Here is a 17,856-nt window from a genome sequence, read left to right as displayed (position 1 = left end):
CATGAGCGATTTCCTCCTGGTCCTGATCAGCGCTGCGCTGGTCAATCACCTGTGCCAACCACCACAGCCCGTTTCCCGGCGGCATCTGCATGTGCACGGCTTGGCCTGCGCCCTGTGCATTGTCCTGGGCGTGATCGGTGCGCAAGTGCTGGTGCGCGGGATACTGGCTCCGCTGCACGCCCTCGACCTTGCACTGTTCCTGCTTCTGCCATGGCTAGCGCTGCTCGCCTGGGGCCTGCCACGGCTGCTGGCCAAGTTGCGCCCGGCTTGGCCCGTTGCGGCGTTGCCAGCTCTGCTGTCGAGCAATGCCGTAGTCCTGGGGCTTGCCCTGCAACAGACCAGCGACAGCAGCCCCTGGTTTGCCGCACTGTTGCAAGGCGTGCTGGCGGGCGCAGGTTTCTGGCTGGCACTGGCCTTGTTCGCCGACCTGCGACAACGCACCGAGCACGCCGATATCCCCGGCGTACTGCGCGGCCTGCCCCTTGAATTGATCGGCGCTGGCGTGATGGCCATGGCGTTTTCCGGCTTCAACGGCATGTTCGCTCAATGACTAGCCCACCCGACCCACGACTGCGCGCGAGCATGGGCCTGGTTTTGCTGGCCTGTGTGCCCGGCCTGCTGGCGCTGCTGTGGCTGCACGGCTGGGGTATGCTGCTGAACCTGTTGCTGTGTGCCTGCGCCGCACTCTTGAGTGAAGCCGCGCTGCTGAAGCTACGTGGCCAGCCGTGCACTGCAGCGCTGAATGACGGCAGCGCACTGGTGACTGCCGTATTGCTGGCGGCCGCGCTGCCGACGTTGGCGCCATGGTGGTTGCCGGTAGTAGCCACATGCGTTGCCATCGGCATCGGCAAGCAGGCCTTCGGTGGCGTGGGGCGTAACCTGTACAACCCGGCCATGGTTGGTTATGCCTTCGTGTTGCTGAGCTTCCCGCTGCAGATGAGCCATTGGCCTGGGCCAGCACCTGGCTTGGTCGACAGCCTGCAGCAGTTGTATGCCGGTGGCGAACAGATCGACGCGTGGGCCCGGCCGACCGTTCTCGACGTGCTGCGCCACAATCGCAGCCTCACCATTGAAGAGCTGTTTGCCACCCATCCGGGGTTCGGCGCTATTGGCGGCAGAGGCAGTGAATGGGTGAACCTGGCCTTCCTGCTCGGCGGCCTGTTCCTGCTGCAGCGCAAAGTGATCAGCTGGCATGCGCCACTCGGCCTGCTGGCGGGGCTGTTCTTGTTCAGCCTGCTGGGCTGGAACGGTTCCGGCTCGGATTCCAACGGCTCGCCGTTGCTGCACCTGTTCTCTGGCTCGACCATGCTGGCGGCGTTCTTCATTGCGACCGAGCCGGTGTCCGGCCCCAGGAGCGCGTGGGCCAGGCTTGGCTTCGGCCTGGGTGCAGGGCTGCTGATCTACCTGATTCGCACATGGGGTAGCTACCCGGATGGCACGGCGTTCGCCATTTTGCTGATGAACCTGATATCACCGACGCTCGACCGCCTGGCCATGCGGCGTCAGCAGGCCGGCCCATGAAACGCCTGGCACGAGACGCAGGCTTGCTGTTACTCACGTGCGCATTGGCGGTGTCTGCCACCCTGGCCTGGCGGCAGTGGACCAGCCCAGCCATCGCCAACGCCGAGAAGCAGCTGCAAAGCCGCCAGCGGCTGGCCGTGCTGCCAGCAGGTATTCATGACAACCAGCCTTTGGACAATCCACTGCCCAAGCCCGCAGCCCAGCGCCCCAACAGCCGTATCCTGGCGGCTTATCGGGCGACAATGGCCGGTAAGCCAACTGCCATTATCCTGATCACCCAGACCCAGGGCTATGCCGGGCCAATCGTGCTAAGCGTGGCCATTACCATAAATGGCCGGTTGATCGGCAGCCAAGTGGTCGAGCAGCAGGAAAGCCCTGGCCTGGGTGCGCGCCTGGGCGACCCGAAGCTGCACTGGCTGGAGCAGTTTGCCAACCGCGATCTGGGCGATCATTGGGCATTGCAACGAGACCAAGGCGACTTTGACCAGTTGGCGGGCGCAACCGTGACCTCACGCGCAGTCATCACTGCACTGCAGGAGGCGCTTAGCTATTTCGATGAGCAGCGCAGCGTTCTACTGAAGGACAACGGGCATGAATAGGCTGTATCTACTGGGGGCAAGCCTGGTGCCCCTGCTGGGCGCCACCCGGTCCCTGCGCGAAGGCGCCGCCATTGGCTTGTGCGCAATCGTGATGGTCGGCCTGCACCAACTGTTACTGGCCCCCCTGCGCCAGCGCCTGGCGAATTGCGCCTATGTCGTGGCCAGCCTGCTGCTGCTGGCAGCCTTGGCCAGTTGCCTGCAGATGGCCCTGCGTGCCTGGTCGCTGCCAACGGCACTTGCTCTTGGCTACTATCCACAATTGCTGTGCCTGCTATGCCTGGCCAGCGACCTCCTACTTCCCGAAGAAGGGCGCTGGCGACTGCTTGCCAGCAACCTCGGCGCTGTATTCGCCGTTTGCCTGCTGCTCGGCGCCATTCGCCAATGGCTGGCCGAATTTGCCAACCTGCACCTGGCCAGCCTGGCCCCAGGTGCGCTGATACTGCTCGGACTGCTGCTGGCCTTGTACAATCGTCTGCGTCCGGGCTCCGCCCATTCCCGCCGTCAAGGAAAGCTCTGATTTCATGAATGCCGCCAAACGCCTGGAGATTTTTCGCAGGCTGCACGAAGACAACCCCGACCCAAAGACAGAACTGGCCTACACCACCCCGTTCGAACTGCTGGTAGCGGTGACACTGTCCGCGCAATCCACCGACGTCGGCGTCAACAAGGCCACTGCCCGCCTGTTCCCGGTCGCCAATACCCCCGAGGCCATCTATGCCCTCGGGGTTGACGGCCTTAGCGAATACATCAAGACCATCGGGCTGTACAACAGCAAGGCCAAGAACGTCATCGAAGCCTGCAGGCTGCTGATCGAGCGCCACGCCAGCCAGGTACCTGAAACCCGCGAAGCCCTGGAGGCGCTGCCCGGTGTTGGCCGCAAGACCGCCAACGTGGTGCTGAACACAGCATTCCGCCAACCGACCATGGCGGTGGACACCCACATATTCCGCGTCAGTAACCGCACAGGTATCGCGCCAGGCAAGACGGTGCTGGAAGTGGAAAAGAAGCTGGTCAAATTCGTACCCAAGGATTACCTGCTCGACGCCCACCACTGGCTCATTCTGCACGGGCGCTATGTATGCCAGGCGCGCAAGCCAAGATGCGGCAGCTGCAGGATCGAAGACCTGTGCGAGTACAAGCACAAAACCTCTGACGATTGAGGCGATAGCTGAAAACCCATCACCACGATTGAAAAAATCTTTTTTACCAGCGTCTGCTTTCTGGTTATAAGGACGGCCAATGGCCCCTTGGCTTGGAGCGACTCATGAGTGCCGATAAAGACGACCTGTCGATCGAAGATGATTTTGTTGCCGCAGACGATGACGCGGAACCGCAGGTGGAAACCGCAAAGACCAACCTGAGCAAGCGCCGTACCATTGACAACATGCTGGAAGAGCGGCGCCTGCAAAAGCAGCTGGCCGATTTCGACTACGATCTGTAGCCCTGCACCGGTGCCCCTGGCAAAGCCTCCTGGCTGGAGGCTTCAAGGCCAGGCGGTCAGTTCAGCCCCTGACGTTGTGCCAGCTCGATCAGGTCGACCAGCGAGCGCGCATTGAGCTTCAGCAACAAGCGCGACTTGTAGGTGCTGACCGTCTTGTTGCTGAGGTACATGCTGTCGGCAATTTCCTTGTTCGAACGCCCTCGCGCAAGCTGCTGCAGCACCGTCATTTCACGCGCCGAAAGGCGGTTGACCATGTCGGTCTCGCTGGCCGCCGTCCTGCCACGTGAAGCGTGCATGGCCTGGTTGGGGAAGTAGCTGTAACCCGACAACACCGCCTTGATGGCACTTAGCAGCTCGGTGAGCTCCTGCTGCTTGCACACGTAACCTGCCGCCCCCGCCTGCATGCAGCGCATCGAAAAGTTACCGGGCGCTTGCGATGTCAAAACCAATACCTTGCTGCCCGGGCTCGAAGTCGCCATGCGGGCGATCACCTCCAGGCCATCGAGTTTCGGGATACCGATATCCAGCACCACAATATCCGGCCGGTGTTGCCGTGTCAGCTGCAGCGCAGCCACTCCATTGTCGGTCTCTGCCACGACTTCATACCCATGCCGTTCCATCAGCATGCGTACGGCAAGGCGTATGACCGGATGATCATCCACGATAAGCACTTTATTCATGCGACATCCATTCATTCATTGTTGTTGCTTTGGCACGTCACCATAACCGACGGGACGCCTGCTGGCGCGACGATTTGCCGAGGAAACACAAGGGCAGAATAAACTCACAGCACTTACAGAAATTTCCTACACATCATGACTATGGTTGTAACAAGCAAAGTCCTTATTACCGAAATTCCCCGCTTAATCCACGGTTACTAGGCATTGGCCGAAAACGCGCTGCAGCTTGAAGAAACATTCAATTCGAGCACGGTGAATAACCAATTGCGTGTAGCTGTTTACGCCTCACCCGGAAAGCACTCCAGTCTTTAGTTGATCGCGGCCATCAGGTAAAGATGGACAAAATCGCTGAAGATGCCCCCATGCCCCAAGCACAACCTGTCGCCCCGCTGACGATTATTGCCATCTTCTCGGGGATCATCGAAGCTTCCGCCCTCGCCACGCTGCCGTTTCTCAGCGAGTCCAGCCAAAATCTCTACACCTGGTTTTTGGTAGGCTTCCCGTTCTTTCTGACGGCACTGTTTTTCCTGACACTGAACTTCAATTCCAAGTCTTTCTACAACTCGCCCGCTGCCCGAACGACACACGACAGTACGCCACCACCGGACAGCGAGGCTACAGCCGCAGTGGTCAATGATGCCCCAGAGGCATTGGCGGACGAACCGCTCACCTTCATGTTCTCCGGCCCCGAGGCCCAGCGCATGCTGGAACGTCAACTCCTCCATGCCCTTGCCCAACCGCCTGGACCAACGCGCACCTGGCGCTTTTGCAACCTGGACAAACGTCAATGTGCACAGCTGTCGATCAGTGCACTTGATAGCGATATCGCTCAACACCACTGTTGAACGCACTGGCTTTGCGCAGGCAAAAAAAACCCTGGCATGAGCCAGGGCTTTCGTTGCACAAGCCAGCTATCAGAGCAGCGAACGGCCCTTGTTGGCAGCAATGCGCATGCGCAGAGCGTTGAGCTTGATGAAGCCGGCAGCGTCAGCCTGGTTGTAGGCGCCGCCATCTTCTTCGAAGGTCGCGATGTTGGCATCGAACAGCGAATCGTCCGACTTGCGGCCAACCACGGTCACGTTGCCCTTGTACAGCTTCAGGCGTACCACGCCGTTCACGTTGACCTGCGAAGCGTCGATCATCTGCTGCAGCATCACACGCTCCGGGCTCCACCAGTAGCCGGTGTAGATCAGGCTGGCGTACTTCGGCATCAGCTCGTCTTTCAGGTGAGCGACTTCGCGGTCCAGGGTGATCGACTCGATGGCACGGTGGGCCTTGAGCATGATGGTGCCGCCAGGGGTTTCGTAGCAGCCGCGCGACTTCATGCCGACGTAGCGGTTTTCCACGATGTCCAGGCGGCCGATGCCGTTGGCACCGCCGATGCGGTTCAGGTCGGCCAGGACGGTGGCCGGGGACTTCTCGACGCCGTCGATGGCAACGATGTCACCGTTGCGGTAGGTCAGTTCGAGGTAAGTGGCTTGGTCCGGGGCGTTCTCAGGCGAGACACTCCAGCGCCACATGTCTTCTTCGTGCTCGGTCCAGGTATCTTCCAGGACACCGCCCTCGTAAGAGATGTGCAGCAGGTTGGCGTCCATCGAGTACGGCGACTTCTTCTTGCCGTGACGCTCGATCGGGATGCCGTGCTTCTCGGCGTAGTCCATCAGCTTCTCGCGGGACAGCAGGTCCCACTCGCGCCATGGAGCAATGACCTTCACGCCTGGCTTCAGCGCATACGCGCCCAGCTCGAAACGTACCTGGTCGTTGCCTTTGCCGGTGGCGCCATGGGAAATGGCGTCAGCGCCGGTTTCGTTGGCGATTTCGATCAGACGCTTGGCGATCAGCGGACGGGCGATGGAAGTACCCAGCAGGTACTCGCCTTCGTAGACGGTGTTGGCGCGGAACATCGGGAATACGAAATCACGCACGAACTCTTCGCGCAGGTCGTCGATGTAGATCTCTTTCACACCCATTGCCTGAGCCTTGGCACGGGCCGGCTCGACCTCTTCGCCCTGACCCAGGTCAGCGGTGAAGGTCACCACTTCGCAGTTGTAGGTATCCTGCAGCCACTTGAGAATCACCGAAGTATCAAGGCCGCCGGAATACGCCAGTACGACCTTTTTTACGTCCGCCATGCCATCACTCCACGGGGTTGTACGGAAAGGGGTCGATTCTAACGGCGTTGCGGATAAATTTACAGTGGGGCGACAGCTTCTGACGACAAAGCGACAAGAACTTTCGCAGGCGCGACGGATATCATTTGCGGTATGACCTGGCAGCAGACGGATGGCTTCAAGGCACCTTCGCACCGGGCACGGCGGTAGCCGGGTTTGCCGCCGCCGGTGCTGGCGCAGCGACCGGCGCCACTTGCCCTGCCGGCTTCTCCACCGGTTTCTCAACCACCGCCACCCGATCCAGCTCGATATTCACCCGCCGATTCCGCGCTCGATTCGCCGCACTGTTGTTCTTCGCCAGCGGATAACGCTCGCCATGGAAGCGCACGGTAATCTGCTCTTCCGCCACCCCATGGGCCTTCAGGTAGTCGGCCACTGCCAATGCCCGGCGGCGCGACAGGTCGCGGTTGGTCAGGCGGTTACCGCTATTGTCGGAGTGGCCGTTGAGCTCGACATGATTTACCGTCGGGTCGGCTTTCATGTAGTCGAGGATCACGTCCAACCGAGCCTTGGCCGCCTCATCCAACTCGATACCGCCCCCCGGGAAACCGACTTGGGTCTGGCGCACCTGATCGTAATTCATCGGCAGCAGCTTGCCGGCACATACCTGGTAGTCGTTGTAAGCCTTGGCGAAGCTGACCGGCAGCACCCGCACTTCCATCGGCCTGCCGGCCTCTGCAGTGTAATTGCGCACCACCGTGCTGCGCCCATCGAGCAAGCCATTGATCAGGCGGCTGGCCTGGCCCTGGGACGAGCTGAACAGGACACCCGTGCGGGCCAGGCGCACATTACCCAGGTTGATATCGCCCCGCCCCGGTTGCCAGGGCGCCGCTGCCGCCAGCAAACTGGCGTTGCCGGCACCCAGCACGTTGCTGTCCGAGCGCAGCTGGAACACGGGCTGCTCGCCCGCTCGGCGCACGAATTCACCACTGCCAAAACCGTCGATCGGCTGGATCAGGCGACACTCGAACTGGTCACCCTCGACCTTCCAGGCAATGTTCTCCATGCGCGTCTGGAAAGTCAGTGCGCCGGCCGGCAGGCTGGCGAACAGGGTCAAGAGGGCTAGGTAACGCTGGCGCACGGGCGGCTCCACAAATTCTGACGGCTTACCTGCAGGCTATCGGACGCTGTCCGGAAAACTTGATAGCCGTGCTCGCCCCGGGGTTTTCCGGTAGGATTGGGGCTTGAGTTCGACCCGCCTGGAATCCCCAATGTCCGATCGCCTGACCCTCCTGCGCCCCGACGACTGGCACATCCATCTGCGCGATGGTGCCGTCCTGCCCCACACCGTTGGCGACGTGGCGCGTACCTTCGCCCGTGCCATCATCATGCCCAACCTGGTTCCTCCGGTGCGTAATGCCCAGCAGGCCGATGAGTACCGTCAGCGCATTCTGGCTGCCCGCCCGGCCGGCAGCCGCTTCGAGCCGCTGATGGTGCTGTACCTCACCGACCGCACCAGCCCAGAGGACATCCGCGCGGCCAAGGCCAGCGGTTTCGTGTACGCCGCCAAGATGTACCCAGCCGGCGCCACCACCAACTCCGATTCGGGCGTGACCAGCCTCGACAACATCTTCCCAGCCATAGAGGCACTGGCGGAAGCTGGTATGCCGCTGCTGGTGCATGGTGAAGTCACCCGCAGCGAGATCGATGTGTTCGACCGCGAAAAGCGCTTCATCGACGAGCACATGCGCCGTCTGGTCGAGCGCTTCCCGACGCTGAAGGTGGTGTTCGAACACATCACCACCAGCGACGCCGCGCAGTTCGTCACCGAGGCCCCGGCCAACGTCGGCGCGACCATCACCGCCCAGCACCTGCTGTACAACCGCAACCACATGCTGGTTGGCGGCATTCGCCCGCATTTCTACTGCCTGCCGATCCTCAAGCGCAACATCCACCAGGTGGCGCTGCTGGATGCGGCCACCAGCGGTAACCCGAAGTTCTTCCTGGGCACCGACTCGGCTCCACACGCTCGTCACGCCAAGGAGGCCGCCTGCGGCTGTGCCGGTTGCTACACCGCCTACGCGGCCATCGAGATGTACGCCGAAGCGTTCGAGCAGCGTAACGCGCTGGACAAGCTGGAAGGCTTTGCCAGCCTGCACGGCCCGGCCTTCTACGGCCTGCCGGCAAACACCGACACCATTACCCTGGTCCGCGAAGAATGGACTGCCCCGGACAACCTGCCATTTGGCGAGCAGACCATAGTGCCACTGCGCGCCGGTGAAAAACTGCGCTGGCGCCTGCTGGAGGAAAACGCGTGAGCGAAGACCTCTACGAAGACGACCTGGACACCCAGGGCAGCAGCGGTTCGCGCCACCCCATGGCCGAGCGCTTCCGCGGCTACCTGCCGGTAGTGGTGGATGTGGAAACCGGTGGCTTCAACAGCGCCACCGATGCCCTGCTGGAAATTGCCGCCGTCACCATCGGCATGGACGAGAAAGGCTTCCTGTTCCCCGAACACACCTACTTCCACCGCGTGGAGCCGTTCGAGGGCGCCAACATCGAGCAAGCGGCGCTGGAGTTCACCGGGATCAAGCTGGACCACCCGCTGCGCATGGCCGTCAGCGAGGAAAGCGCGCTGACCGATATCTTCCGCGGTGTGCGCAAGGCGCTCAAGGCCAATGGCTGCAAGCGGGCGATCCTGGTCGGTCATAACAGCAGCTTCGACCTGGGCTTCCTCAATGCAGCAGTGGCGCGCAATGACCTGAAGCGCAACCCGTTCCACCCGTTCTCCAGCTTCGACACCGCTACCCTCGCCGGCCTGGCATACGGCCAGACCGTGCTGGCGCGGGCCTGCCAGAGCGCCGACATCGACTTCGACGGGCGTGAGGCGCACTCAGCGCGTTACGATACCGAGAAGACGGCCGAGCTGTTCTGCGGCATCGTCAACCGCTGGAAAGAAATGGGCGGCTGGCGCGACTTCAACGACTGAGTCAGGGTTCCGGGGCTGCTTCGCACGCCCCAAAGCCAGACACAAAAAAACCGGCCACCTGGGCCGGTTTTTTCATGCACGCAGCAATTACAGCTTGCCGGCGTTCTCGCTCAGGTAGGCAGCAACGCCTTCTGGCGAAGCGTTCATGCCTTTGTCGCCTTTTTTCCAGTTGGCAGGGCAGACTTCGCCGTGCTCTTCGTGGAATTGCAGGGCGTCGACCAAGCGCAGCAGCTCGTCCATGTTACGGCCCAGTGGCAGGTCGTTGATGATCTGCGAACGGACAACACCGTTGGTGTCGATCAGGAAGGCGCCACGGAAGGCCACGCCACCTTCGGACTCTACGTCGTACGCCTTGCAGATTTCGTGGGTCATGTCGGCAGCCAGGGTGTACTTCACCTGGCCGATGCCGCCGTTGTTGACCGGGGTGTTACGCCAGGCGTTGTGGGTGAAGTGCGAGTCGATCGACACGCCGATCACTTCCACGTTGCGCGCCTGGAAGTCAGGGATGCGGTTGTCCAGGGCGATCAGCTCGGACGGGCAGACGAAGGTGAAGTCCAGCGGGTAGAAGAACACCAGGCCGTACTTGCCCTTGATGGCCGAAGCCAGGTTGAAGCTGTCAACGATCTCGCCATTGCCCAGCACGGCCGGAACGGTGAAATCGGGGGCTTTCTTACCAACGAGTACGCTCATTGTAATCTCCTGATGAGGGTGAAAAACCGTTTGCCGGGCCAGACGGGCTTGCCCGACATCCAACAAAGGCCGACCATCATACACGGCTTCTGGTGACAGGCCGAATCCAACGATCAGGCAACCGCCGGTCGCTCAAGCACGGCCCTTTCAGAAAGTCCTTTGACAAGCATTCTCATTAACATTAAGCTCCAACCCATCGACTCAACCAGCGATGGTCAGCCCTTATGTATGTGTGTCTTTGTGTCGGCGTTACCGACGGACAGATCCGCGATGCGATCTATGAAGGATGCTGCAGTTACAAGGAAGTGCGAGCCGCGACCAACGTCGCCAGCCAGTGTGGCAAATGCGCCTGCCTGGCCAAGGAAGTGGTCCGTGAGACCCTGACCGAGCTTCAGGTCAGCCAAGCAGCCCTGCCCTACCCGGTGGAATTTACCGCCGCCTGAAAAGCCAGATTTCAAAGAACCGGACCGAGTGTCCGGTTTTTTTATGCCTAAAATTCAATAAGTTAGCGTTCCAACGCGGTTCACAAACATTCTTATTCCTATTAATTTTCACTTATTATTCAACAACTTAGGTTTGACACACCTTAGTATCGGGCTCAGACTTCTCTGTATTGGCACACTTCGACAGGGCAGGAACCCAAATGAAAGGCGACGTAAGCGTCATCCAGCATCTCAACAAGATCCTCGGAAACGAGCTGGTCGCGATCAACCAGTACTTCCTGCACGCCCGCATGTATGAAGATTGGGGCCTGAACAAGCTCGGCAAGCACGAGTACAAGGAATCGATCGACGAGATGAAGCACGCTGACAAATTGATCAAGCGTATTCTCTTCCTCGAAGGCATTCCCAACGTACAGGACCTGGGCAAGCTGCTGATCGGTGAGCACACCAAGGAAATGCTCGAGTGCGACCTGAAACTCGAGAAGAAAGGCCTGGCCGATCTCAAGGCAGCGATCGCCCACTGCGAGACTGCAGGCGACTTTGGCTCGCGTGACATGCTTGAAGACATCCTCGAAGCCGAGGAAGAACATATCGACTGGCTGGAAACCCAACTGGGGCTGATCGACAAGATCGGTATCGAGAACTACCTGCAGTCGCAAATGGGCGAAGAGTAAATATCCGCCTCATAAAAAAACCCGCATCACGCGGGTTTTTTTATGCTTGCCGAAAATCAGGCTTCGGAGGCCTTGGCCTTGGCAGCAGCGTCCTTGATCAGGGTCTGCAGCTCGCCGGTCTGGAACATTTCCAGCATGATGTCGCTGCCGCCGACCAGCTCACCGGCTACCCACAGCTGCGGGAAGGTCGGCCAGTTGGCGTACTTCGGCAGGTTGGCGCGGATCTCTGGGTTCTGCAGGATGTCGACGTAGGCGAACTTTTCGCCACAGCCCATCACAGCCTGGGATGCCTTGGCCGAGAACCCGCACTGCGGGGCATTCGGCGAGCCTTTCATGTAAAGCAGAATGGTGTTGTTGGCAATCTGCTCTTTGATCGTATCGATGATATCCATCTAGCACCTCAGCTGAACTTTCCGACGCGGTCGTCGGCACGGTGAGGCATTGTATCGGAAAGCCGACCCGTGTGCTCGGCCTTGCCGTCCCTCAAGCGGCCTCCACCTGCACGGGTACGCCATTGAGTGCAGCGTTACCGGAAACCGGGTCGCGCAGGCGCTCGTCGGTCAGGTCATTGGCACTTACCCCAGGTTGCGCCCGGGCAATCTGCATGTGCACGCCCTGGCGACCATGACCGAAGCCATGGGGCAGGCTGACCACACCCGGCATCATGTCCTCGCTGGCCTGCACTTCGACTTCCAGGCTGCCGGTGCGCGAGCGGACGCGTACCCGCTGGCCATCCTGAAGGTGCCGCAGCTGCAGGTCTTGCGGGTGCATCAGCAACTGATGGCGAGGCTTGCCTTTCACCAGGCGATGGAAGTTGTGCATCCACGAGTTGTTGCTGCGGACGTGGCGGCGGCCGATCAGCAGCAGTTCGCCCGGCGCCGGTGGTGCCTGTTGCGCCAAGCGCTGCAAGTCATCCAACAGCACCTGAGGCGCAGCTTCGACAGCCTTGCTGGTGGTCGCCAGACGCCCGGCGAGGCTGGCGCGCAACGGCCCGAGGTCGATGCCGTGCGGGTGCTCATCCAGCGTGGCCAACGATAGCTGCCAAGGCGTCGCTTCCCCGTAGCGCCCTTTGCGCAGCGCCAAGTCGATCATCTGCGCCGGCGCCCAGGTCGGTTTCAGCTCCAGCCCGGCACGCCTGGCAAACGCCTGAGCCAGGCCGACAAAAATCTCCCAGTCGTGCAGGGCGCCGTCCGGCTTGGCCAGAACTGCCCGGTTGAAACGGGTGACGTTGCGCACGGCCAGCAAGTTGAAGGTGCTGTCGTAGTGGTCGTTTTCCAGCGCCGAGGTAGAGGGCAGGATCAGGTCGGCGTGGCGCGTGGTTTCGTTGATATAGAGGTCGATGCTGAGCATGAACTCAAGCCCCTCTAGCGCCGTATCCAGCTGACGGCCGTTGGGCGTTGACAGCACCGGGTTGCCGGCCACCGTCACCAGGGCGCGCACCTGCCCTTCACCTGCGGTGAGCATTTCTTCGGCCAGCGCCGCCACGGGCAGCTCGCCGCCGTATTCGGGCAAACCTGAGACGCGGCTTTGCCACGCGTTGAAATGGCCACCCGAGGTGCTTGCCACCAGGTCGACGGCGGGCTCGGTGCATAGCACTCCGCCCTCACGGTCGAGGTTGCCGGTGACCAGGTTTATCAGTTGCACCAGCCAATGACACAGCGTGCCGAATGCCTGGGTCGAGACGCCCATGCGGCCGTAGCACACCGCCCGCTCGGCAGCGGCGAAGTCCCGCGCCAGCTGGCGTATGTCCACAGCAGCAACGCCGCAGTGTGCGCTCATGGCCTCGGCGCCAAAGGGCGCAATGGCCTCGCGAACGTGCTGCAGGCCGCTGACCGGCAAGTGCGAGCCGCGCGCCAGGCCCTCTTCGAACAGGGTGTTGAGCACGCCGCACAGCAAGGCCGCATCGCCACCAGGGCGGATGAACAGGTGGCTGTCAGCCATGGCCGCCGTTTCGCTGCGCCGCGGGTCAACCACCACCAGCCGCCCGCCCCGTGCACGCAGGGCCTTCAGGCGCTTTTCCACATCGGGCACGGTCATGATGCTGCCATTGGAGGCCAACGGGTTGCCTCCCAGTATCAACATGAAGTCGGTATGGTCGATGTCCGGGATCGGCAGTAACAAGCCATGGCCATACATCAGGTGGCTGACCAGGTGTTGTGGCAGCTGATCCACCGAGGTGGCCGAGAAGCGGTTGCGGGTTTTCAGCAGCCCAAGGAAGTAGTTGCTATGGGTCATCAAGCCATAGTTGTGCACGCTAGGGTTACCCTGATACACCGCCACGGCATTGCGCCCATGAGCCTGCTGGACCGCCCACAACTTGTCGGCGGCCAGGGCGAACGCCTCGTCCCAGCCGATGGCCTGCCAATGCTCGCCAACGCGCTTGTGTGGCTGGCGCAGGCGGTCAGGGTCGTACTGGATGTCCTGCAAGGCCACGGCCTTGGGGCAGACATGGCCACGGCTGAACGGGTCCTGGGGGTCGCCCTTGATCGAGCTGATCAGCGCCCGCCCGTCGCTTTGGTGACTGACTTCGATGTTCAGCCCGCAGATTGCTTCGCACAGGTGACAGGCACGGTGATGCAGGGTCTTGGTCATGGCCGCCTCTGCCTTGTTGTGGTGGAATGTGGCGTGACTGGGACTATGCACCCCGCCCTTCAACACCGCCAGCGTGCTTCGCCGCGTGAATCCACCGACATCAGGCCCACGATTTGCGACAGTGATTTGCCAAATTGCCAGCAAGCCGTGTACAACCTTCTGTAGCAAATAAAGAACAGCACGGGCCAACGGGTGAAGACACCCTTTGCAACACCCTATGAAATCTGGCTGCTGTTCCCCCCTTGGCTTCAGGCGACATTTACTTATAGTATTGCGCCTTTCCCTATTTCGTCCGCCCCGTGCGGCTTACGCCGCAGGTCACTCCCGTTGTCAAAAAAAACCATACGGTCGACCTGCATACAGTTGCAGATAAGGTAGTCAATCATGAGCGCTAGGCACTTTCTCTCCCTGCTGGACTTCACCACCGACGAATTGCTCGGGGTGATCCGCCGCGGCATCGAGCTGAAGGACCTGCGCAAGCGAGGCGTGCTGTTCGAACCCCTGAAAAACCGCGTGCTGGGCATGATCTTCGAAAAGTCCTCGACCCGTACCCGTGTTTCGTTCGAGGCCGGGATGATCCAGCTCGGCGGCCAGGCCATCTTCCTGTCCCCGCGCGACACCCAACTGGGCCGTGGCGAGCCAATCGGTGACAGCGCCATCGTGCTGTCGAGCATGCTCGATGTGGTGATGATTCGGACCCACGCCCACAGCACCCTGACCGAGTTCGCCGCCAAATCGCGCGTGCCGGTCATCAACGGCCTGTCCGACGAGTCGCACCCGTGCCAGTTGCTGGCCGACATGCAGACCTTCCTCGAGCACCGGGGCTCGATCCAGGGCAAGACCGTGACCTGGATCGGGGATGGCTTCAACATGTGCAACTCCTATATCGAGGCCGCCAGGCAGTTCGATTTCCAGCTGCGCATCGCCTGCCCCGAAGGCTATGAGCCGGATGAGCGCTTCATGGCGCTGGGCGGTGACCGCGTGCAAATCATCCGTGACGCCAAGGCAGCCGTGCGTGACGCACACCTTGTCGTCACCGATGTCTGGACTTCCATGGGGCAGGAGGAGGAAACTGCACGGCGCCTGGCGCACTTCGCGCCTTACCAGGTCACCCGCGAACTGCTCGACCTGGCGGCACCCGATGTCCTCTTCATGCACTGCCTGCCCGCCCACCGTGGCGAGGAAATCAGCCAGGACCTGCTCGACGACCCACGTTCGGTCGCCTGGGACGAGGCTGAAAACCGCCTGCATGCACAGAAGGCGCTTCTCGAATTCCTTGTAGAACCGGCTTACCACCACGCATGAGTCAACCCCTACTGCTCAACCTGCGCAACCTGGCCTGCGGCTACGGCGACCAGCGCATCGTCCAGAACCTCAACCTGCACCTGAACGCAGGCGACATCGGTTGCCTGCTGGGCTCGTCCGGTTGTGGCAAGACCACCACCCTGCGTGCGATTGCCGGCTTCGAGCCGGTGCACGACGGCGAGATCCAGCTAGCCGGCGAGGTGATTTCCCGCGCAGGCTTCACCCTGGCCCCGGAAAAGCGCCGCATCGGCATGGTGTTCCAGGACTACGCACTGTTCCCGCACCTGACCGTGGCGCAGAACATTGCCTTCGGCATTGCCAAGCACCCACGCCAGGCCGCAGTCATCGAAGAAATGCTCGAACTGGTCAAGCTGGGTGGCCTCGGCGGGCGTTACCCGCACGAGCTGTCTGGTGGCCAGCAGCAGCGCGTCGCCCTGGCCCGGGCGCTGGCACCAGAGCCGCAGTTGCTGCTGCTCGACGAGCCGTTCTCAAACCTCGACGTGGAGCTGCGCCGACGCTTGAGCCATGAAGTGCGTGACATCCTCAAAAGCCGTGGCACCAGCGCTATTCTGGTCACCCATGACCAGGAAGAAGCGTTCGCCGTCAGCGATCAGGTCGGGGTGTTCAAAGAAGGCCGCCTGGAGCAATGGGATACCCCCTACAACCTCTACCATGAGCCGCAAACGCCGTTCGTGGCCAGCTTCATTGGCCAGGGGTACTTCATCCGTGGCCAGATGAGCAGCCATGAAGCGGTCAACACCGAACTGGGTGAACTGCGCGGCAACCGGGCCTACATCATGGCGCCAGGCAGCTCGGTGGATGTGCTGCTGCGCCCTGACGACATCGTGCATGCAGCAGACAGCCCGTTACGGGCGAGCGTTGTGGGCAAGAGTTTCCTGGGGGCTTCGACCCTGTACCGCCTGCAGCTGCCAACCGGCAGCCAGCTGGAAGCCATTTTCCCCAGCCATAACGACCATCAGCTCGGCGACGATGTAGGGATTGCGGTGAAGGCCGACCACCTGGTGCTGTTCCCGGTGCCAGGTAGCGTTGCAGCGCAGTTGACGCGACAGGAGAACGGGGTTCGTCGGTACAGTTCGGCGACCTGATTCTGCATCCCAGGGGCCGTTTTGCGGCCCCAACACGCTCAGCCCCTGCCAATTCCGGCAAACTTGCCTTTGGTATGCTCGGCCAGCACAACGGCCGCCAACTCCACTTCCAGCCCACGCCGTCCAGCACTGACATGGATGGTCGCGAACTGCTGCGCCGAGTCATCGATGAAGGTACGCAGGCGCTTCTTCTGCCCCAGCGGGCTGATTCCACCTACCAGGTAGCCGGTAGCGCGCTGTGCCGCCGCCGGGTCGGCCATCTCGCACTTCTTCACCCCAGCCGCCTGAGCCAGGGCCTTGAGGTCCAGGGTACCTACCACCGGCACCACCGCCACCAGCAACTCACCCTTCTCGCTGCTCGCAAGCAAGGTCTTGAATACCTGCTGCGGGTCGAGCCCGAGCTTCTCCGCCGCCTCCAGACCATAGGACGCCGACTTCGGGTCATGTTCATAACTGTGCACACGGTGCTCGGCGCGATGCTTCTTCAGCAGGTCTAGGGCGGGGGTCATGCAGGGGCTCCGGTCTGGGACGGCTCGGCGGCTACTTTAGGACAATTCCCACATCCCAGCCAGCGCACCGCAATCGGGCGCCTCTAGGACGAGGGTTCATGGCGGATTTTAGCGACCAGTTCGTGACTGGTCGTTCACTTTCGACCTTTGACATCAGCGTTTCTTGTCTATATTTTTTCGTTTCTGAATAAATGGTGCCCTTTTAAGGTGCATTTCCAACATCTGCCCGGGGGTCAACGGGGATCGACCCCGGGCTTTGCTGTCGAGCGCCACGCGCCTCACAACAAAAACAACGAGGTCATACATGACGACTGCTCTACGCCAACCCACCCTCTCCAGCCAATGCCTGGCCGAGTTCCTCGGCACCGCCTTGCTGATCTTTTTCGGTACCGGCTGCGTCGCTGCGCTCAAGGTCGCAGACGCCAGCTTCGGTCTTTGGGAAATCAGTATCATCTGGGGCGTGGGCGTCAGCATGGCCATCTACCTCAGCGCCGGCATCTCTGGCGCGCACCTGAACCCGGCCGTGAGCATCGCCCTCACCCTGTTCGGCGGTTTCGACAAGCGCAAACTGCCCTTCTACATGCTGGCCCAGGTCTGTGGCGCATTCTGTGGCGCGGCACTGGTCTACACCCTGTACAGCAACCTGTTCTTCGATTTCGAACAAGCCCACGCCATGTTGCGCGGTAGCGAAGCCAGCCTGGAACTGGCCTCGGTGTTCTCCACCTACCCGCACCCGTCGCTGTCCACCGGCCAGGCATTCCTGGTCGAAGTGGTCATCACTGCCATCCTGATGGCAGTGATCATGGCCCTGACCGACGACAACAACGGCCTGCCACGCGGCGCGATGGCGCCCCTGCTGATCGGCCTGCTGATCGCAGTGATCGGCAGTGCCATGGGCCCTCTGACCGGCTTCGCGATGAACCCCGCCCGCGACTTCGGGCCAAAACTCATGACCTTCCTGGCCGGTTGGGGCGAAATCGCCTTCACTGGCGGACGGGACATTCCTTATTTCCTGGTTCCGGTGTTCGCACCGATCCTTGGCGCTTGCCTGGGTGCCGCGACCTATCGCGGTCTGATTGCCCGCAATCTGCCTGTGGTGCCCGCTGCGAACCCTGAGACAAATGACAATCGCCAGGGCGATACTCAAGTCAATTGATGCCGGCAACACGCCCAGCCCTGACCCCAAATTCTTGCAA

The 17,856-nt window shown here is 61.4% G+C and carries 21 protein-coding genes; 14 read left to right on the top strand and 7 right to left on the bottom strand.

What is annotated here, in order from left to right; all coding sequences use genetic code 11:
- Nucleotide 1 precedes the first annotated feature (1 nt).
- The 6 genes from DMX11_RS01670 to DMX11_RS26005 all read left to right on the top strand — a co-directional run bounded on the left by DMX11_RS01670 (nt 2) and on the right by DMX11_RS26005 (nt 3,561).
- Nucleotides 2-550, top strand: a complete 549-nt coding sequence (locus tag DMX11_RS01670) for an Rnf-Nqr domain containing protein (RefSeq protein WP_110742807.1) — start codon at nt 2-4, stop codon at nt 548-550.
- Nucleotides 547-1,521: an RnfABCDGE type electron transport complex subunit D gene (locus DMX11_RS01665; RefSeq protein ID WP_110742805.1), complete on the top strand. Its 975-nt coding sequence runs from the start codon at nt 547-549 to the stop codon at nt 1,519-1,521. The genes DMX11_RS01670 and DMX11_RS01665 overlap by 4 nt, the downstream gene beginning before the upstream one ends.
- The gene (locus DMX11_RS01660; RefSeq protein ID WP_110742803.1) at nt 1,518-2,120 is read left to right on the top strand and encodes an RnfABCDGE type electron transport complex subunit G; all 603 of its coding nucleotides are present in this window, start codon (nt 1,518-1,520) and stop codon (nt 2,118-2,120) included. Before DMX11_RS01665 ends, DMX11_RS01660 begins: the two co-directional genes overlap by 4 nt.
- A complete protein-coding gene (locus tag DMX11_RS01655; RefSeq protein ID WP_110742801.1) occupies nt 2,113-2,637 on the top strand; it encodes an Rnf-Nqr domain containing protein in 525 nt (174 codons plus the stop codon). The genes DMX11_RS01660 and DMX11_RS01655 overlap by 8 nt, the downstream gene beginning before the upstream one ends.
- 4 nt (nt 2,638-2,641) lie before the next feature.
- Complete coding sequence (gene nth, locus DMX11_RS01650; protein ID WP_110742799.1) at nt 2,642-3,280, top strand: endonuclease III; 639 nt, start codon at nt 2,642-2,644, stop codon at nt 3,278-3,280.
- A 104-nt stretch (nt 3,281-3,384) separates the two neighbouring features.
- Nucleotides 3,385-3,561 (top strand): PA3496 family putative envelope integrity protein, encoded by a 177-nt coding sequence (locus DMX11_RS26005; RefSeq protein WP_177410695.1) that lies wholly within the window; start codon nt 3,385-3,387, stop codon nt 3,559-3,561.
- 56 nt (nt 3,562-3,617) lie between these two features.
- On the opposite strand, the gene DMX11_RS01645 is transcribed toward DMX11_RS26005, so the two are convergent.
- Nucleotides 3,618-4,241: a response regulator transcription factor gene (locus DMX11_RS01645; protein ID WP_110742797.1), complete on the bottom strand. Its 624-nt coding sequence runs from the start codon at nt 4,239-4,241 to the stop codon at nt 3,618-3,620.
- Between the two features lie 362 nt (nt 4,242-4,603).
- Between DMX11_RS01645 and DMX11_RS01640 the strand changes: the two genes are divergently transcribed.
- Entirely contained in the window at nt 4,604-5,086 is a 483-nt protein-coding gene (locus DMX11_RS01640) for a hypothetical protein (RefSeq protein WP_110742904.1), read from the top strand.
- 69 nt (nt 5,087-5,155) lie between these two features.
- Here DMX11_RS01640 and DMX11_RS01635 read toward each other — a convergent pair whose 3' ends face one another.
- Both DMX11_RS01635 and DMX11_RS01630 read right to left on the bottom strand, forming a co-directional pair.
- Nucleotides 5,156-6,373: an argininosuccinate synthase gene (locus tag DMX11_RS01635; RefSeq protein WP_110742796.1), complete on the bottom strand. Its 1,218-nt coding sequence runs from the start codon at nt 6,371-6,373 to the stop codon at nt 5,156-5,158.
- A 157-nt stretch (nt 6,374-6,530) separates the two neighbouring features.
- Complete coding sequence (locus DMX11_RS01630; RefSeq protein ID WP_110742795.1) at nt 6,531-7,493, bottom strand: OmpA family protein; 963 nt, start codon at nt 7,491-7,493, stop codon at nt 6,531-6,533.
- A 130-nt stretch (nt 7,494-7,623) separates the two neighbouring features.
- Here DMX11_RS01630 and pyrC point away from each other — a divergent pair, with 130 nt between their 5' ends.
- Both pyrC and rnt read left to right on the top strand, forming a co-directional pair.
- Nucleotides 7,624-8,670 (top strand): dihydroorotase, encoded by a 1,047-nt coding sequence (gene pyrC / locus DMX11_RS01625; protein ID WP_110742793.1) that lies wholly within the window; start codon nt 7,624-7,626, stop codon nt 8,668-8,670.
- 59 nt (nt 8,671-8,729) lie between these two features.
- Nucleotides 8,730-9,341, top strand: a complete 612-nt coding sequence (gene rnt, locus DMX11_RS01620; RefSeq protein ID WP_236548543.1) for a ribonuclease T — start codon at nt 8,730-8,732, stop codon at nt 9,339-9,341.
- Nucleotides 9,342-9,428: 87 nt separating this feature from the next.
- Here rnt and DMX11_RS01615 read toward each other — a convergent pair whose 3' ends face one another.
- Nucleotides 9,429-10,031 (bottom strand): peroxiredoxin, encoded by a 603-nt coding sequence (locus DMX11_RS01615; protein ID WP_012273884.1) that lies wholly within the window; start codon nt 10,029-10,031, stop codon nt 9,429-9,431.
- 224 nt (nt 10,032-10,255) lie between these two features.
- Between DMX11_RS01615 and DMX11_RS01605 the strand changes: the two genes are divergently transcribed.
- Nucleotides 10,256-10,474, top strand: a complete 219-nt coding sequence (locus DMX11_RS01605; protein WP_016488781.1) for a bacterioferritin-associated ferredoxin — start codon at nt 10,256-10,258, stop codon at nt 10,472-10,474.
- 200 nt (nt 10,475-10,674) lie between these two features.
- Complete coding sequence (bfr, locus tag DMX11_RS01600; RefSeq protein WP_110742790.1) at nt 10,675-11,148, top strand: bacterioferritin; 474 nt, start codon at nt 10,675-10,677, stop codon at nt 11,146-11,148.
- 56 nt (nt 11,149-11,204) lie between these two features.
- Here bfr and grxD read toward each other — a convergent pair whose 3' ends face one another.
- Together grxD and DMX11_RS01590 are read right to left on the bottom strand one after the other, a co-directional pair.
- Nucleotides 11,205-11,540 (bottom strand): Grx4 family monothiol glutaredoxin, encoded by a 336-nt coding sequence (gene grxD, locus DMX11_RS01595; RefSeq protein ID WP_110742788.1) that lies wholly within the window; start codon nt 11,538-11,540, stop codon nt 11,205-11,207.
- A gap of 91 nt (nt 11,541-11,631) precedes the next feature.
- A complete protein-coding gene (locus tag DMX11_RS01590) occupies nt 11,632-13,740 on the bottom strand; it encodes a molybdopterin oxidoreductase family protein (RefSeq protein ID WP_110742786.1) in 2,109 nt (702 codons plus the stop codon).
- Between the two features lie 384 nt (nt 13,741-14,124).
- Between DMX11_RS01590 and argF the strand changes: the two genes are divergently transcribed.
- Nucleotides 14,125-15,045: an ornithine carbamoyltransferase gene (argF, locus tag DMX11_RS01585; protein WP_110742785.1), complete on the top strand. Its 921-nt coding sequence runs from the start codon at nt 14,125-14,127 to the stop codon at nt 15,043-15,045.
- On the top strand, nt 15,042-16,151 hold the full coding sequence (locus DMX11_RS01580) for an ABC transporter ATP-binding protein (protein ID WP_110742784.1): 1,110 nt from the start codon (nt 15,042-15,044) through the stop codon (nt 16,149-16,151). Before argF ends, DMX11_RS01580 begins: the two co-directional genes overlap by 4 nt.
- A gap of 38 nt (nt 16,152-16,189) precedes the next feature.
- Here DMX11_RS01580 and ybaK read toward each other — a convergent pair whose 3' ends face one another.
- Nucleotides 16,190-16,660 carry a Cys-tRNA(Pro) deacylase gene (gene ybaK, locus DMX11_RS01575; RefSeq protein ID WP_110742783.1) on the bottom strand — a complete coding sequence of 157 codons (471 nt, stop codon included), beginning with the start codon at nt 16,658-16,660 and terminating at the stop codon, nt 16,190-16,192.
- A 304-nt stretch (nt 16,661-16,964) separates the two neighbouring features.
- On the opposite strand from ybaK, the gene DMX11_RS01570 reads away from it, so the two are divergent.
- Nucleotides 16,965-17,816: an MIP/aquaporin family protein gene (locus tag DMX11_RS01570; protein WP_110742782.1), complete on the top strand. Its 852-nt coding sequence runs from the start codon at nt 16,965-16,967 to the stop codon at nt 17,814-17,816.
- Nucleotides 17,817-17,856: the final 40 nt, after the last annotated feature.

It is taken from the genome of Pseudomonas sp. LB-090624, assembly GCF_003205205.1.
Classification (GTDB): domain Bacteria; phylum Pseudomonadota; class Gammaproteobacteria; order Pseudomonadales; family Pseudomonadaceae; genus Aquipseudomonas.
The sequence above is the reverse complement of the archived record's forward strand: the minus strand, read 5'-3'. Positions and strand labels throughout refer to the sequence as shown.

Coding starts and splice junctions, on each gene's coding strand:
- DMX11_RS01640 (WP_110742904.1), top strand. CDS start 4,604: ATGCCCCAAGCACAACCTGTCGCCCCGCTGACGATTATTGCCATCTTC.
- DMX11_RS01670 (WP_110742807.1), top strand. CDS start 2: ATGAGCGATTTCCTCCTGGTCCTGATCAGCGCTGCGCTGGTCAATCAC.
- DMX11_RS01655 (WP_110742801.1), top strand. CDS start 2,113: ATGAATAGGCTGTATCTACTGGGGGCAAGCCTGGTGCCCCTGCTGGGC.
- pyrC (WP_110742793.1), top strand. CDS start 7,624: ATGTCCGATCGCCTGACCCTCCTGCGCCCCGACGACTGGCACATCCAT.
- argF (WP_110742785.1), top strand. CDS start 14,125: ATGAGCGCTAGGCACTTTCTCTCCCTGCTGGACTTCACCACCGACGAA.
- grxD (WP_110742788.1), bottom strand. CDS start 11,540: ATGGATATCATCGATACGATCAAAGAGCAGATTGCCAACAACACCATT.
- ybaK (WP_110742783.1), bottom strand. CDS start 16,660: ATGACCCCCGCCCTAGACCTGCTGAAGAAGCATCGCGCCGAGCACCGT.
- DMX11_RS01615 (WP_012273884.1), bottom strand. CDS start 10,031: ATGAGCGTACTCGTTGGTAAGAAAGCCCCCGATTTCACCGTTCCGGCC.
- nth (WP_110742799.1), top strand. CDS start 2,642: ATGAATGCCGCCAAACGCCTGGAGATTTTTCGCAGGCTGCACGAAGAC.
- bfr (WP_110742790.1), top strand. CDS start 10,675: ATGAAAGGCGACGTAAGCGTCATCCAGCATCTCAACAAGATCCTCGGA.
- DMX11_RS01590 (WP_110742786.1), bottom strand. CDS start 13,740: ATGACCAAGACCCTGCATCACCGTGCCTGTCACCTGTGCGAAGCAATC.
- DMX11_RS01570 (WP_110742782.1), top strand. CDS start 16,965: ATGACGACTGCTCTACGCCAACCCACCCTCTCCAGCCAATGCCTGGCC.
- DMX11_RS01635 (WP_110742796.1), bottom strand. CDS start 6,373: ATGGCGGACGTAAAAAAGGTCGTACTGGCGTATTCCGGCGGCCTTGAT.
- rnt (WP_236548543.1), top strand. CDS start 8,730: ATGGCCGAGCGCTTCCGCGGCTACCTGCCGGTAGTGGTGGATGTGGAA.
- DMX11_RS26005 (WP_177410695.1), top strand. CDS start 3,385: ATGAGTGCCGATAAAGACGACCTGTCGATCGAAGATGATTTTGTTGCC.
- DMX11_RS01580 (WP_110742784.1), top strand. CDS start 15,042: ATGAGTCAACCCCTACTGCTCAACCTGCGCAACCTGGCCTGCGGCTAC.
- DMX11_RS01645 (WP_110742797.1), bottom strand. CDS start 4,241: ATGAATAAAGTGCTTATCGTGGATGATCATCCGGTCATACGCCTTGCC.
- DMX11_RS01660 (WP_110742803.1), top strand. CDS start 1,518: ATGAAACGCCTGGCACGAGACGCAGGCTTGCTGTTACTCACGTGCGCA.
- DMX11_RS01605 (WP_016488781.1), top strand. CDS start 10,256: ATGTATGTGTGTCTTTGTGTCGGCGTTACCGACGGACAGATCCGCGAT.
- DMX11_RS01665 (WP_110742805.1), top strand. CDS start 547: ATGACTAGCCCACCCGACCCACGACTGCGCGCGAGCATGGGCCTGGTT.